The organism is Mesorhizobium sp. Cs1299R1N1 (genome assembly GCF_037179655.1).
GTDB lineage: Bacteria > Pseudomonadota > Alphaproteobacteria > Rhizobiales > Rhizobiaceae > Mesorhizobium > Mesorhizobium salmacidum.
On record NZ_JAPYKR010000014.1, the window covers coordinates 96150 to 110746 of the forward strand.

A 14597-nucleotide genomic window follows, 5' to 3' on the forward strand; every position below is an offset into this window, starting at 1 on the left:
TCCAACAAGTTCGGACCAGCACCTGCATGGGCTCGGCATGCCTCGAAAGAGTGCACGATGCCCCGTGAAAAACCGGCAGTTCCCATGCCCGAATCCACCTGCCGGAAGCCGAGTTCAGGGCGGTCGCCTGGGCCATCCTACCGCAAGATGATGGCCTTCACGGCTATCGAATCCTGACTTGGTGCGTGGGACGGCAGGCACGTTAAGGTTTGGTTTACCAATAGCCTGTCTACTGGAGACAATTCGCTTTCGGCCCGCGACCACGGATGTACTGGCGCAACTGTCGAGGCGGAAAGGAAAGGTCGGCTCAGTGCCGGCCTTTTTGTTTTCGGCATTGGCTCGCATCGGTCTCGGTCAGTCGCCCGGGCGGCTTCGCAGTCGGCTCTCTCCGAACAACTTTTTGGCGAGGGATATTGCCATTGCCCGTATCGGCCCTACCATCGATTCCGGCAGTCCGACGCGGATTGCCGGCTGGTCGTGACGATGAGGCATGCGATGAAAGGCGTTGCAAAGCTGGTGATTGCGGGCGTGATATCGACAGGTGTCGTATGCGCATCGGTTGCCGCAACGCTCAACACCATGGACGATGTCGGGGCCGCGATCCAGTCGTGCTGGACGCCGCCCGCCGACGCCGGGAATTCGACTGTAACCCTGAGCTTCAGTTTCAAGCGCGACGGTACTCTGATCGGCGTGCCGCGACCAACCGCCGTCAAGGTGGCCGGCGACGACAAGGCGCGTCAGTCGTTCATCGAGGCGGCAATAACGGCGGTGAAGAATTGCACGCCGCTGAGTTTATCGCCGGAGCTGTCACGAGGAATTGCCGGCAACGTGTTCACGCTGCAATTCGTTTCGCCCAAGCAGTAGCGGCGCGCCTAAAAAATCTGCCATGGGGTGGGCATCAGCGTGGCTGGTTCGTCTGAATCGGAGAGCTGCGTCGGGCGTCTTTCCCCAAATCAACGGCTCAGGCGCCGTACTTCGGCATGCCGTGCCAGATCCGGTGTTTCAAAGACATAGTCGCTCCAGGCCGATTCAGGAATCTGCCCGGCCAGATAGCACTCGAGCAACAGGTTTTGCTCGGGGTTGAGCGGCCGTGGGCCACGCTCGTGATCCCGCCCGAGAGAGTGAAGAAGGTTTCTTGTCAGTTCCGACACCGTGAAGTGGATCGACATCTGCGTTCTCCTTCGCCCCTCAACGCAGCAGCACGAGCAAAGGTTTCAAGGCAGAGACCGGTAACGCCCGATTGATCGCATGGCTCGACGCATCGGCCTGCCGACAGCCGCGGATCTGTCTCCGTTGCTTCCCGGTTCGTCTCAATCTTGAAATAAAAATGTAATATGGAATTTACATGCAGGATTATACTACACTAGATGAAGGTCTGTTCAGGTCAGAAGTCTTAAAATATTAGGTATAGCTCATTTAGTGAAAGTTTGCCCAAGTCGAAAGAGCGTAGTTCCGGACTATCGGCAACAAGGATCATGGCGTTCAGATGACCCGTTTCTGTCTTTCCATGATGATCGCGCTGGCAACGGTCGCTGCGTTTGCGTCCGGCACGACATCTTCCTACGCGGACAGTTGTGGTGCGATCAAAAGTCAATTGCTGTCCGCTGCCCGCGGCGGAGGCGTGAGCCCGGCACTGGCTCAGCTTCGTCGCCAGCTCGCGGCGGTCCAGGGCCTGGAGAGGCAGCGCAAGTGCACCGCGCAAAGTGCCGCGGGCGGCTTCTTCAACGCTTGTGCCGACCTCGCTCGAAACCGGACGGAGGTGCAGCGCCAGATCGCGGCTGCGTCCAATTCCGGCCGTGACAATTCGGGTCTGCAGGCGCGGTTCGCGGCGCTCAGCTGTTCATCGGGGGTAAAGCAGGAGCGCCCGGCGCCGAAGGCGAAATCCACGACGGCAGCGGCCGGGGCCACGACCGGCGGCAATGCGATGCTGTTTTGCGTACGCCTTTCGGATGGGTATTTCTTCCCCGCGCCAAAGTCGCAATTCGCCGGCAACCGCGATCTCAAGGAAATGGCCGATCAATGCCGTTACATCTGCGATGATCCGGCGGTCGATCTCTACACGCTGAGCGATATCAGCCAGGAAACCGACAGCATGGTGGCGCTCGACACGCGCAAACCGTACACCGAGTTGCCGGCCGCTTTCCGGTATCGTGACGATGCCAATTTCAAGGCCTGCGACGTCAAGCGTTATTATCAGCGGGTTGCCGAACTGAGGGCTAGGACGGTGACGCCCACGAACATGACCAATGCAATCATCCCGTTGCCTCAGGCAAAGCCGGACTTCGGCAGCGTCGCGGCAATTCCAGAAACCGACATCGAGGCTCCGGGTGCCGCTCAGCTCCAGTCGATCGAGCCCGGCAAGCGCACCGTGCGTGTGGTCGGTCCCGCCTTCTTCCCGGCTGAATGACAGGCTGGGGCCAAGCAACCGAGGAAGGGCGCGGCGTCGCTATAGGACATTGTTCGCGGGAGCGGTCTGGCGACACTGTCAAACGCCGAACTTCTATTCGCAGACCATGCGAACCCTTTGGCCGGGCGCGCTCACGTTCCTGCATGCCAATTGCTTTTCGGAGTCCGATGACGGGGAAGGCGGCGGTGACGCCCTGGTCTGATGCCGTCTGTGCGGCGCAGGTTTCAGGGCCTTGCGCTCGGAAACCTGTCCGGGGGGTTGTGGCGGCCCCGGAAAGGCGCCGTTGTCGACCTGCGGCTGGTAATCGACATTGGGCGGAGGCCGGTCCCAGATACGCCTGGCGTCGAGCGGCCGCGGGATGATGACCGTGCCGTCATAGCTGCGCGAGCAGCCGCCGCCGAAAAGCAGCGCCACGCCCACCAAGAAAGGCCCTATTCGTCCATACATTAGCAACACCCCTGCGCATGCTTATAGCGCGGCCTTGCCGCGCGCCACAACCGGACGGAATAACGCAGCAGGAACAGGCCGGTTGCGCCGTTAAGGTTAGCGGATCGTTAATGCTTCTGCGGCACATTCCGCCGACGAACCGCGGAGGGAGGGTTCGGCCTTGATTTTCGGGGTGGGGACAGCATGGCGGAATCGAACGAAGCAATCGGCGCGCGCGGCAAGCGCGAGCCCGGCAAGGCAGCCGCGCATGGCGGTGATGGATCGTCCGGCGTAGACATGGATCGCGCCGGCGCGCTTCGCCAGCTCGTCGAAGCGGCTTCGGACTGGACCTGGGAAACCGACGCGGAGCTTCGCTTTTCCTGGCTTTCTCAAGACTATCAGGCTGCGACGGGCATCGATCCGGCTGATGTGCTTGGCCGGTTCCGGTTCGATTTTCTCAGTCAGGTCCGGAAGGGCAACCGCAGCGCGGCAGCCCATCTGGAGGACTTGCAGGCGCACCGGCCGTTCCGCGACTTCGTCTACGAACTGAAGGGTGGCCGCCCCGACTGCCGCTGGGTGCTGACGTCAGGTTTCCCGCGTTTCGACAGTGACGGAAAATTTGCCGGCTATCGCGGCATAGGCCGCAATGTCACCGCGCTGGCCAGCGCCTTCGAGGATATGGAGCCGCCGGCTGGCGGCGAGCCCGTCCAGCATCTTGCCGATCTCGAGCGGACGATGGACGCCATGCATATGGGCGTCGTGCTTCTGGATGCCGGGCTCGACACGCTGATCGTCAACAAGGCCTATCGCGACCTCTCCAGGATTCCGGATGGGGCCGTGACGGTTGGAGCGCCGTTCAGCCTTTTGATGGAACTCAACCGCCGCAACGGCATCTATGGCGACATCGACGAAGAGCAATGGCAGCGCTACCTCGCCACTCGCATCGAGGAGATCAGGGGCGGTACCGTCGCACCTCGGGAGTTTGTCCACACCGACGGGCGGACCATGATGTTCTCGGTCACGGCTCTGTCGGGAGGCAAGCGGCTGCTGACCTACTATGAGGTCACCGAGGTCAAGCGTCGTGACGCGGAGATCGAGAATGCCAACGCCAAGATCGCCGAGACATTCGCCAATCTCCGCACCATGGTCGATCAGATGCCGATCGGTGTCCTCGTCCTCGATGCCGACATGCGTGCCGAGGTCATCAACCGCGCCTTTTACGATTTCTGGCAGATCGACGCCCGGCGCGCCGAGATCGGCTGCAGCTTCCGCGATCTGATGGACGCGAGCCGCGACATAGACCCCTATGGTTCGGACGACGCGACATGGCAGCGGCATGTCGCCGAACGCGAGGCTGAAATCAGAGCCGGCACAGCCGGATCGCGGCAGTTCCCGCGCAATGACGGCCGGACGCTGATCTCGTCGATGGCGGCGCTGGCCGGCGGCAAGCGGTTCATTTCCTACGTCGATATCACCGACATGAAGGACCGCGAGGCTGAACTTGCCGAAGCACTGGAGAAGGCGCGGCTGGCGGAGGCCGTGATCAACGGCGTCAAGGATCCGATCTTCGTCAAGGACGACAATCTGCGCTTCGTCTTCGTCAACGAGGCCTTCGCGGCGCTGTTCAAGCAGGCGCCGCAAGCCATGCTTGGCAGGCCGGGAGGCGATTTCCTCGGGCCGGCCGACGTCGCGCTGTTCGAAAGCAGCGAACGTGAGGTGCTGGCTGGCGGGCGGCAATATGAAGTGGAAGAAAGCTTCGAGGCCGACGGCGCCAGCCGTTCGCGCATCGTCAGGAAGAACCGCGTCCGCATGGCAAGCGGTCGCGACTATGTCGCCGGCTTTCTCTTCGATATCTCCGACATGAAGCGGCGCGAGACCGAAGCCGAAGATGCGCGCAAGCATCTCGCCAGCGTGCTGGAATCGCTGCCGGCAGGCGTTATCATCTACGACCGGGACGACAAGTTCGTCTTCGCCAACCACAGGCTGCAGGATTCGCTGCCGGCGCTGAAGCCGTTCTGGCAGCCCGGCCGCACGTTCCGCGAAGCGCTGGAGTTCGGCCATTCGGTCGGCTATTTCCGGTCGAGCGGCGATCCTGGGATCGACAGCCTCTACGAAGTCGATTCCGAACGCTGGCTTGATGGCATCCTGGCGCGTTACCGCCTGCCGAATTCCTCCTATGAGCGCCTCAATGGGGATGGACGCTGGTACCAGGTCTACGACATGCGCACCGGAGACGGCACCTTCATCGGCGTGCGCGTCGACATCACCGACCTGAAGAGCCGCGAGGCCGCGCTTCATCACTCGATGCGCCAGATCGATCTCTTCCGGCATGTCATGGACGAGTTGCCGGTAGCCGCCTTCATCAAGGCGCAGGACCTGAGCATCGAATTCGTCAACAAGGCCTGGTGCGCGCTGACCGGTCTCGCCAAGGACGATGTCATCGGCCGGACCGACCGCCAGCTGTTCAGCGGCGAGGAAGCAGAGGGCTTCAGCCAGGACGACACCGATGTCGTGACGAACGGCAATGTGCGTGAGGTCGAGGAGCCCGTCACCCATCGTGACGGAACGGTGCGGCAGTTGGTGACGCGCAAGAGCCGCCTGGTGGCCACGGACGGATCGGTGCATCTGGTCGGCTCCAGCACCGACATCACCTACGTCAAGGCACGCGAGCAAGCTCTGGAAGAGAGCATGCGCGAGAACGAGGTGTTCCGCAGCCTGATCGACAATGTACCGGTGTCGATCTACGCCAAGCGCTCCGATCTCAGGCAGTTCTATGTCAACAAGGGCTGGTGCGACCTCACCGGCTTCAGCAAGCAGGAGGCGATCGGCAACACCGACGTCGAGATCTTCGGGCCTGATGGCGAGGCCTTCGTGGCCAGCGATCTCGCCGTGCTGCGTACCGGCGAGACCCAGGAGATCGAGGAGACGGTGCGCCTTCCCGACGGCAGCGTCAGGCATCAGTTCGCCCGCAAGGGCGCAATGATCGCCTCCGACGGTTCACTCTATTTGATCGGTTCGACGACCGACATCACGGAACTGAAGCAGCGCGAGGCGGAGCTCAGCGAAGCGCGTCAGCGCGCCGTGCTCGCCGACCGCGCCAAGTCGGAATTCCTCGCCAATATGAGCCACGAGATCCGCACGCCGATGAATGGCGTGCTGGGCATGGCTGAACTGCTGGCCAAATCCAATCTCGACCCGAAGCAGAAGACATTCACCGACATCATCGTCAAATCGGGCAATGCGCTGTTGACCATCATCAACGACATCCTGGATTTCTCCAAGATCGATGCCGGCCAGCTGGTGCTCGACCCGGCGCCCTTCAATCTCGCCGAGGCGATCGAGGACGTGGCGACGCTGGTGTCTACGCGGGCCAAGGAAAAGGACCTCGAGCTCATCGTGCGCATCGAGCCGCGGCTCGAGAGCCTGTTCATCGGCGATGTCGGCCGCATCCGGCAAATCGTCACCAACCTGCTCGGCAATGCGGTGAAGTTCACCGAAGAAGGCCATGTGCTGGTCGATGTGACCGGCGAACGGGTTCCGACGGGAACCAGGCTGACGATTTCGGTCACCGACACCGGCATCGGCATCCCCGAGGAAAAACTGAAACTGGTGTTCGAGAAATTCAGCCAGGTCGACACGTCGTCGACAAGGCGCCACGAGGGCACCGGGCTTGGCCTTGCCATCACCTCGCGGCTGGTCGACCTGATGGGTGGCGACATTGGCGTCGAGAGCGCCGAAGGCAAGGGGTCGACCTTCTGGTTCACGGTGACGCTGCCGGGGGCCGGGCAGCAGAACGGGCAGCGCATCACGCCGGTGGACGTGACGGGCGCGCGCGTGCTGATCGTCGACGACAATGCCGTCAACCGCGCCATCCTGACCGAGCAGATGACCTCGTGGACGTTCGATTCCTGCGCGGCCGAAAGCGGCGCGGAAGGTCTCAAGGTGCTGATCGCCGCGGCAGCCTATGGCGTGGCGGTGGATTGTGTCGTGCTCGACTATCAGATGCCTGAGATGAGCGGCGCCGAAATGGCGCGCATCGTGCGCAACACCGAGGGCCTCGCGGACACGCCGATCATCATGCTGACCTCGGTCGACCAGTCGCTTGCCAACACCAGCTACCGCGATCTCGGCATCGACGCGCAGTTGATCAAGCCAGCACGCTCCTCGGTACTCCTGGAGACCCTGGTCGCGACCATCCAGCGCCATCGCCACGCCACCAACGACCAGGCCGTTCAGCCGCCAGCGGGCGAGGCGCTCGAGATTACCCCGCGGTCGCCCCTGGCGCCTTCCGAGCAGCGCGCGCAGCTGCAGCCGCCGCCGGTTCGTCCCAGGCTGCCTGCCACCGGGGGCGGGCACAGGCTGGATATCCTCGTGGCCGAGGACAATGAGGTGAACCAGATGGTCTTCACCCAGATCCTCGGCGAGACCGGCTACGGTTTCGAGATCGTCGGCAATGGCCGCAAGGCACTCGACGCCTTCGGCACGCTCAATCCGTGCATGATCCTGATGGATGTCTCGATGCCGGAGATGAGCGGTCTCGAAGCGACGGCCGCGATCCGCCTGCTGGAGCAGGAAACCGGTACGCATGTGCCGATCGTCGGCGTCACCGCGCATGCGCTCAAGGGGGACCGCGAACGCTGCCTGGAGGCGGGCATGGACGACTATCTGCCCAAGCCGATCAGCCCCAAGGCCCTGCTCGAGAAGGTCGAGCGTTGGGTCGGCGCCGGCCGTCAGGTCCATCGCAACGCGGGATAGCGCCCGCCCGCGTCGCCTGGATTTAGGATCCAGTGAGGCAAATCGAGGGAATCAGCACGGGATTTGCCGCTACCTCCGCGTGCAGTGACTATGGTGCGATCGCGCCATATCAAAGATGGTGTCCAGCCGGAACAATAGCAAAATCGAATTCCGCTCTTCTCAGTTACGGGCGGGAGCAGCGACCGCCTGCAAGAAACAGTGTCACTCTACCCCAACGGACCTGTTTTTGGCGATGGCCCGGCCATGACACGCTCTGGCTGCGAGCAACGCGCTCCCGTCCGGATTTTCTTCACTTGGGAAAGCCCCCGTCGAATTCCGGGTGCTTTCACCCGTCGAACGGCTCAAGCCCCTGATTCCGGCGGTAAACTCGGACCGCGCCGCGAAGCGCCCGACACCGGTGCTTTTCCCGGTGCCGGCGACGCGTTACCGGGCTGACATGAAACTGTCATGCGACTGTTATAATCCAAGGCTATTGGCCTCAGCGGGCGCCGGAAAGAAGTGGCGCCGAGAGACCATCTTCCGAACAGGAGCAGGCCACATGAGACATTTCATCCGCTCGGCGGCCGTTGCGATTGCAATGGCTGCGGCGTCCACCCTCACCCTTTCCGCAGCAATGGCAGCTGATCTTTCCGGCGCCGGCTCGACCTTCATCTATCCGGTGTTCGCCAAATGGGCCGACACCTACAAGAAGGACACCGGCATCGGCCTCAACTACCAGTCGATCGGCTCCGGCGGCGGCATCAAGCAGGTCATCGCCAAGACCGTGACCTTCGGCGCCACCGACAAGCCGATGTCCGACGCAGACCTCGAAAAGAACGGCCTCGTGCAGTTCCCGATGGTGATGGGCGGCATCGTGCCGATCGTCAACCTCACGGGCATCAAGCCGGGCGAACTGGTCCTCGACGGCAAGACGCTGGCCCAGATCTATCTCGGCGCCATCACCACCTGGGACGACGCCGCGATCAAGGCGCTGAACCCCTCGCTCACCCTGCCGTCGACCGCGATCGCGGTCGTGCATCGCTCGGACGGTTCGGGCACGACCTTCAACTTCACCGACTACCTGGTGAAACTGTCGCCCGACTGGAAGGACAAGGTTGGTTCGGACACGGCCGTCGAATGGCCGACCGGCGTCGGCGCCAAGGGCAGCGAAGGCGTTGCCAACACCGTCAAGCAGACCGACGGCGGCATCGGCTACGTCGAATATGCCTATGCCAAGCAGAACAAGCTGTCCTACTCCAAGATGGTGAATGCAGCCGGCAAGGTTGTCGAGCCGTCGCTCGAATCCTTCGGCGCCGCCGCTTCGAATGCCGACTTCAAGGGCGCGAAGAACTTCAACGTCATCATCACCAACGAGCCCGGCGACGCCACCTGGCCGATCGCCGCCTCGACCTGGGTGCTGATCCACAAGGCTCCGGACGATGCCGCTGCCACCGGCGAAGCGCTGAAGTTCTTTGCCTGGGCCTATAAGGACGGCAAGGAAACCGCCAAGGCGCTCGACTACGTGTCGATCCCCGACAGCGTCGTCGACCTGATCAAGGCTTCGTGGAAGGCCGACATCCAGGCCGGTGGCAAGCCGGTCTTCGCTGGCGAGTAACATCACCCTAAGGAGCGCCGCTTCACGCGGCGCTCCTTTTTCTCAACACAAAGAGCCGAGCTTGACATGAGTGCTGTCCAGGAAGCCTTGCCAGCCATTAAGGGCTCGCGCGACGTCATCGTCAGACGCTTCGCGTTAACAGATTCGATCTTCCATGGGCTGACCCGCGCCGCCGCCATTCTCGTGCTGGTGCTGCTTGGCGGCGTCGCCATCTCGTTGTTTGCCGGTTCCTGGCAGGCACTGTCGACCTTCGGCTTCTCGTTTCTGACCAGCGAGAGCTGGAACCCGGTGACGGAGAAATTCGGCGCCCTGGCGCCTATCTATGGCACCATTGTCACATCGGCCATCGCCATCCTGATCGCCGTGCCGCTCGGCATCGGCATTGCCATTTTTCTCACCGAGCTTTGCCCGCGCCCGCTTCGGCGCCCAATCGGCATGGCGGTGGAACTGCTGGCCGGCATTCCTTCGATCATCTACGGCATCTGGGGCCTGTTCGTCCTGGCGCCGTTCCTGCAGACGACTGTGCAACCCTTCATCATCAGTGTTTTCCATGGCATTCCCGGCCTTGGCAGCCTGTTTGCCGGTCCGCCCTACGGCATCGGCCTGCTGACCTCGTCGCTGATCCTCGCCATCATGGTGCTGCCCTTCATCACCTCGATCACCAAGGACGTGTTCGACACGGTGCCGCCGGTGCTGAAGGAGTCCGCCTACGGCATTGGCTGCACGACCTGGGAAGTGACACGTCGCGTCGTCATCCCTTACACCCGCATCGGCATCATGGGCGGCGTCATGCTTGGCCTTGGCCGCGCGCTCGGCGAAACCATGGCGGTGACCTTCGTGATCGGTAATGCGCACCGCATCTCGACCTCGCTGTTCGCGCCGGCAACGACAATCTCCGCGACCATCGCCAATGAATTCACCGAAGCCGTCGGCGACCTCTACACGTCCTCGCTGGTGGCGCTCGGCTTGATCCTGTTCGTCATCACCTTCCTCATCCTTGCCATCGCACGTTACATGCTGATGCGCATCGACGCCCGCACCGGAGCCTGACCGATGTCGACAGCCTCGTCGCTTCACAGCCGCCGCAAGACCAGAAACTCGGTGATGATGACGCTGTGCGTCGCCGCCGCGGGCATCGGGCTTGCCTGGCTGGCACTGATCCTCGGCGCTCTGGTCTACAAAGGCGCAGCCGGGCTCTCCCTTGATGTGTTCACGCAGATGACGCCGCCCCCCGGCGATGCCGGCGGCCTGCTGAACGCTATCTATGGCAGCGTGGTGATGACCGTCATCGCCGTTATCGTCGGCACGCCAATCGGTGTTCTGGCCGGCACCTATATGGCCGAATATGGCCGCTTCTCGAAACTCACCACCGTGGTGCGCTTCATCAACGACATCCTGCTGTCGGCGCCGTCGATCATCATCGGCCTGTTCGTCTACGAATTGATGGTGCGGCCGATGGGGCATTTCTCGGCGATCGCCGGCGCCGTCGCGCTGGCCATCCTGGTCATCCCCGTGGTCGTGCGCACTACCGAGGACATGCTCAACCTGGTGCCGAACGCCTTGCGCGAAGCCGGAACCGCGATCGGCGCGCCGCGCTGGGTGGTCATCAAATCAGTGGCTTACCGTGCAGCACTTTCCGGCATCGTCACCGGCATATTGCTGTCGATCGCCCGTATCTCCGGCGAGACGGCGCCGCTGCTCTTCACCGCGCTCAACAACCAGTTCTGGTCGAGCAATCTCAACGCGCCGATGGCCAGCCTGCCGGTCACCATCTTCCAGTTCGCTCTCAGCCCCTATGAGGAATGGCAGCAGCTGGCCTGGACCGGCGCACTCATAATCACATTGACGGTTCTCGCGCTCAGCATCTTTGCGCGCAGCCTGACCGGACGCAGAGAGGACAAATGAGCCAGATGTTGTCTCCAGACATGACGATTGCCGCCGAGGCAGCCGCCAAGGCGAAGATCGAGGTCAAGAACCTCAATTTCTACTACGGCCAGTCGAAGGCGCTGAAGGACATCACGTTGTCGCTGCCCGAGCGCAGCGTGACGGCCTTCATCGGTCCGTCGGGTTGCGGAAAGTCGACGCTGCTGCGCGTCTTCAACCGCATCTACGAACTCTACCCCAAGCAGACCGCCGAGGGCCAGGTGCTGCTCGACGGCCAGAACGTTCTCGATCGTTCGCAGGATCTCAACCTGCTGCGGACCAAGATCGGCATGGTGTTCCAGAAGCCGACGCCGTTCCCGATGTCGATCTATGAGAACATCGCTTTCGGCGTCAGGCTCTATGAGAAGATCAGCAAGGCCGAGATGGACGGCCGTGTCGAGCAGGCGCTGAAGCGCGCCGCATTGTGGACCGAGGTCAAGGACAAGCTGAACGCCAGCGGTCTCAGCCTGTCGGGCGGCCAGCAGCAGCGTCTTTGCATCGCCCGCACCGTGGCGGTGAAGCCGGAGGTCATCCTGCTCGACGAGCCGGCCTCGGCGCTCGATCCGCTGTCGACCGCCAAGATCGAGGAACTGATCGACGAGTTGCAGGCCGACTACACGATCGTCATCGTCACCCACAATATGCAGCAGGCGGCGCGCGTGTCACGCCAGACGGCTTTCATGTATCTGGGCGAACTGGTCGAATTCGACAAGACCGAGAAGATCTTCACGTCGCCTCGCGAGAAGCGCACGCAGGACTACATCACCGGCCGCTTCGGCTGATATCACGCATACGAGGACCAGGATCATGGCCGAACATACAGTCGCAGCCTTCGACGAGGATCTCGGACAGATCAGCAGGCTGATCAGCGACATGGGCGATCTCGCCGGCACGATGGTCGGCGGCGCCACCAAGGCGCTGCTGAATTCCGATAACGCGCTGGCACAGCGGGTCGTCTCCGACGACGCCATCATGGACGCGCGCCAGCGCGAACTCGACGACCGCGCCATCACCCTGATCGCCAAGCGCCAGCCGATGGCCGACGATCTGCGTCATGTCGTCGGCTCGATCCGGATGGCAGGCGATCTCGAGCGCATCGGCGACCTTGCCAAGAACATTGCCAAGCGCGTCGGCTCCGTCGGCCTCTCCGCCACGCCGCGCGACCTGTCGCATTCGATCGACTCCATGGCGCAGCTGGTGCTGATCCAGGTGCAGGGCGTGGTCGAGGAATACGCGGCCGGCGATGCCGCCGCGCTCGCCAAGCTCAGGAATGACGACGAACGCATCGATGTCAAATACACATCGGTGTTCCGCGAACTCCTGACCTACATGATGGAGGATCCGCGCAACATCACGGCTTGCACGCATCTTTTGTTCTGCGCCAAGAATCTCGAACGCATCGGCGACCACGTGACCAACATTGCCGAGAATGCATATTATGTGCTGACCGGCACGCAACTGCCCGCCAACCGTCCGAAGCAGGACGAGACGGCGATGTCGGTGCCAGCGGCTTGACGGCAGGGATGATCAATCGATGATCGCGCCACGCATCATGGTGGTGGAGGACGAGGAGCCGCTCGGCGTGCTCCTCCGCTACAATCTGGAATCGGAAGGCTACCAGGTCGAGGTGGTGACACGCGGCGACGAAGCCGAGATCCGCCTCCAGGAGAACGTGCCCGACCTCCTGGTGCTCGACTGGATGGTGCCGGCGGTTTCCGGCATCGAACTCTGTCGGCGCCTGCGAATGCGGCCCGAGACCGAGAGGCTGCCGATCATCATGCTGACGGCGCGCGGCGAGGAGAGCGACCGCGTGCGCGGCCTCTCGACCGGCGCCGACGACTATCTGGTCAAGCCATTCTCGACGCCGGAATTCATGGCCCGGGTCAAGGCGCTGCTGCGCCGCGCCAAGCCGGAAGTGCTGTCCAGCGTGCTCAAGGTCGGCGACATCGTGCTCGACCGGGAATCGCACCGGGTCTATCGCAAGAAGAGCGAGATCCGGCTCGGACCGACCGAGTTCCGCCTGCTCGAATTCATGATGCGTCATCCCGGCCGCGTGTTCTCGCGCAGCCAGCTGCTCGACAACGTCTGGGGCGAGACGATCTATATCGATGAACGCACCGTGGACGTGCATGTCGGCCGGCTGCGCAAGGCGGTCAACAACGGCCGCATGCCGGACGTGATCCGCACCATTCGCGGCGCGGGCTACGCGATCAGGGAAGACTGAAATCAGGCTACATTCTTGCCCGGAACGCCGGGCCTCGCCAGCACGCCCGGCGCGAAAATCTCCTGGTCCACGAAGGTCAATGCGCGCATGGCGCAACCTTCGCGGATGAGCGGCAGCTCGTTCGGCTCGGTGTCGAAGGAAATCGATTCCGAATGCTGGCCGCCGGCGGTCTGGGCGATGGCCTCGCGCAAGGCCGGCTCGATCAGGTCGAAGGCGGCGGCGCTGACGCCGACCATGGCGACGGGTGCGGGATCGATCAGCGCGAACAGGCTGCCCAGCCCATAGCCCAGCGCCTCGCCGGCCTTGCGATAGGCTTCGCGCTCCGGTCCGTCTTTCTCCCTTGCCGTCGCGGCGAGTGCCCGCATCTGCGCATCGCTGACATCCGCGACCGGTTCGGCGTCCTCGCCAAGCTGCCTGGCGTTGCGCCAGATGGCGTAGTTGCCGGCATAGGCCTCGACGCAGCCGCGCCGCCCGCAGCGGCAGAGTGCGCCTCCCGGGCGATGGATCATGTGGCCGAACTCGCCTCCCGATGAATGCGTCCCGGTGAACAACTCGCCCTTCAGCACCAGGCCCATGCCGATGCCGTGCGAGAGCAGGATGGCGATGAAGTCGTCGCGGTAGCGTTCGGGGTCGCGCCAGCGCAGCGCCACCGCCATCATGTTGCAGTCGTTCTCCATGGTGGCGGGGATGCCGAACTCGGCTTCAAGTATGTCGGCGAAGGGAATGTCCGTCTGCGGCGTGATCGGCGACCACAGCATCGCACGCGCCTCGGTGTCGGTGATGCCCTGGATCGCCAGTGCGATGCGGGCAATACTACGGACGTCGAGATCGGGGTCCTCGAGGCGCCGCCGCACTATTGCCGTGCATTCGCCGATCAGCGCCTCGCGCGACATGGTCAGCGTGTCCAGCCGGCGCTGTTCCTCGGCGACCACCTGGCCGGAATAATCGATGACGGCGACGGACAGGAAATTCAGCGACAGCACCACGGTCATCACAGCCGCCGCCTCGGGGTTGAGGCCAAGGCCAACCTGCGGCCGGCCGCGTTTCAGTAAACCGGCCTCGTTCGGCTTGCCTTCGGTCAGGATACCCTCGTCGATCAGGTCGGCTGATATCGCCGATATGGTCGAGTGGCTGAGGCCGGTGGTGGCGGCGATCTCGGTGCGCGAGGGCTGACCACCCTGACGCACGGCTGCAATCACCATGGCGCGGTTGCGCCGGCGCAGATCGTCGTGGCGGATTCCGACCGACATGCTTCCCACATCCTCCCC

The 14597-nt window shown here is 63.0% G+C and carries 11 protein-coding genes; 9 read left to right on the top strand and 2 right to left on the bottom strand.

All coding sequences use genetic code 11. The annotated features are described in order from the left end of the window. Positions 1-495 precede the first annotated feature (495 nt). A complete protein-coding gene (locus O7A70_RS27010; protein ID WP_337143077.1) occupies positions 496-864 on the top strand; it encodes a cell envelope integrity protein TolA in 369 nt (122 codons plus the stop codon). A gap of 89 nt (positions 865-953) precedes the next feature. Here O7A70_RS27010 and O7A70_RS27015 read toward each other — a convergent pair whose 3' ends face one another. After that, complete coding sequence (locus O7A70_RS27015; protein ID WP_337143078.1) at positions 954-1169, bottom strand: hypothetical protein; 216 nt, start codon at positions 1167-1169, stop codon at positions 954-956. 317 nt (positions 1170-1486) lie between these two features. On the opposite strand from O7A70_RS27015, the gene O7A70_RS27020 reads away from it, so the two are divergent. The 8 genes from O7A70_RS27020 (at position 1487) to phoB (ending at position 13329) form a co-directional block, all read left to right on the top strand. Further along, on the top strand, positions 1487-2407 hold the full coding sequence (locus O7A70_RS27020) for a DUF2865 domain-containing protein (RefSeq protein ID WP_337143079.1): 921 nt from the start codon (positions 1487-1489) through the stop codon (positions 2405-2407). A gap of 630 nt (positions 2408-3037) precedes the next feature. Then, the gene (locus O7A70_RS27025) at positions 3038-7588 is read left to right on the top strand and encodes a PAS domain-containing protein (RefSeq protein ID WP_337143080.1); all 4551 of its coding nucleotides are present in this window, start codon (positions 3038-3040) and stop codon (positions 7586-7588) included. A gap of 538 nt (positions 7589-8126) precedes the next feature. Then, positions 8127-9182, top strand: a complete 1056-nt coding sequence (pstS, locus tag O7A70_RS27030; RefSeq protein ID WP_337143081.1) for a phosphate ABC transporter substrate-binding protein PstS — start codon at positions 8127-8129, stop codon at positions 9180-9182. A gap of 66 nt (positions 9183-9248) precedes the next feature. Further along, positions 9249-10232: a phosphate ABC transporter permease subunit PstC gene (gene pstC / locus O7A70_RS27035; RefSeq protein ID WP_337143082.1), complete on the top strand. Its 984-nt coding sequence runs from the start codon at positions 9249-9251 to the stop codon at positions 10230-10232. 3 nt (positions 10233-10235) lie between these two features. Beyond that, the gene (gene pstA, locus O7A70_RS27040; protein ID WP_337129490.1) at positions 10236-11087 is read left to right on the top strand and encodes a phosphate ABC transporter permease PstA; all 852 of its coding nucleotides are present in this window, start codon (positions 10236-10238) and stop codon (positions 11085-11087) included. Next, positions 11084-11887: a phosphate ABC transporter ATP-binding protein PstB gene (gene pstB, locus O7A70_RS27045; RefSeq protein ID WP_337143083.1), complete on the top strand. Its 804-nt coding sequence runs from the start codon at positions 11084-11086 to the stop codon at positions 11885-11887. The genes pstA and pstB overlap by 4 nt, the downstream gene beginning before the upstream one ends. A 25-nt stretch (positions 11888-11912) precedes the next feature. Next, entirely contained in the window at positions 11913-12620 is a 708-nt protein-coding gene (gene phoU, locus O7A70_RS27050; protein WP_337105762.1) for a phosphate signaling complex protein PhoU, read from the top strand. A gap of 19 nt (positions 12621-12639) precedes the next feature. After that, on the top strand, positions 12640-13329 hold the full coding sequence (gene phoB, locus O7A70_RS27055) for a phosphate regulon transcriptional regulator PhoB (protein ID WP_010911896.1): 690 nt from the start codon (positions 12640-12642) through the stop codon (positions 13327-13329). Between the two features lie 2 nt (positions 13330-13331). On the opposite strand, the gene O7A70_RS27060 is transcribed toward phoB, so the two are convergent. Further along, positions 13332-14579: an ROK family protein gene (locus tag O7A70_RS27060; protein WP_337143084.1), complete on the bottom strand. Its 1248-nt coding sequence runs from the start codon at positions 14577-14579 to the stop codon at positions 13332-13334. Positions 14580-14597 lie beyond the last annotated feature (18 nt).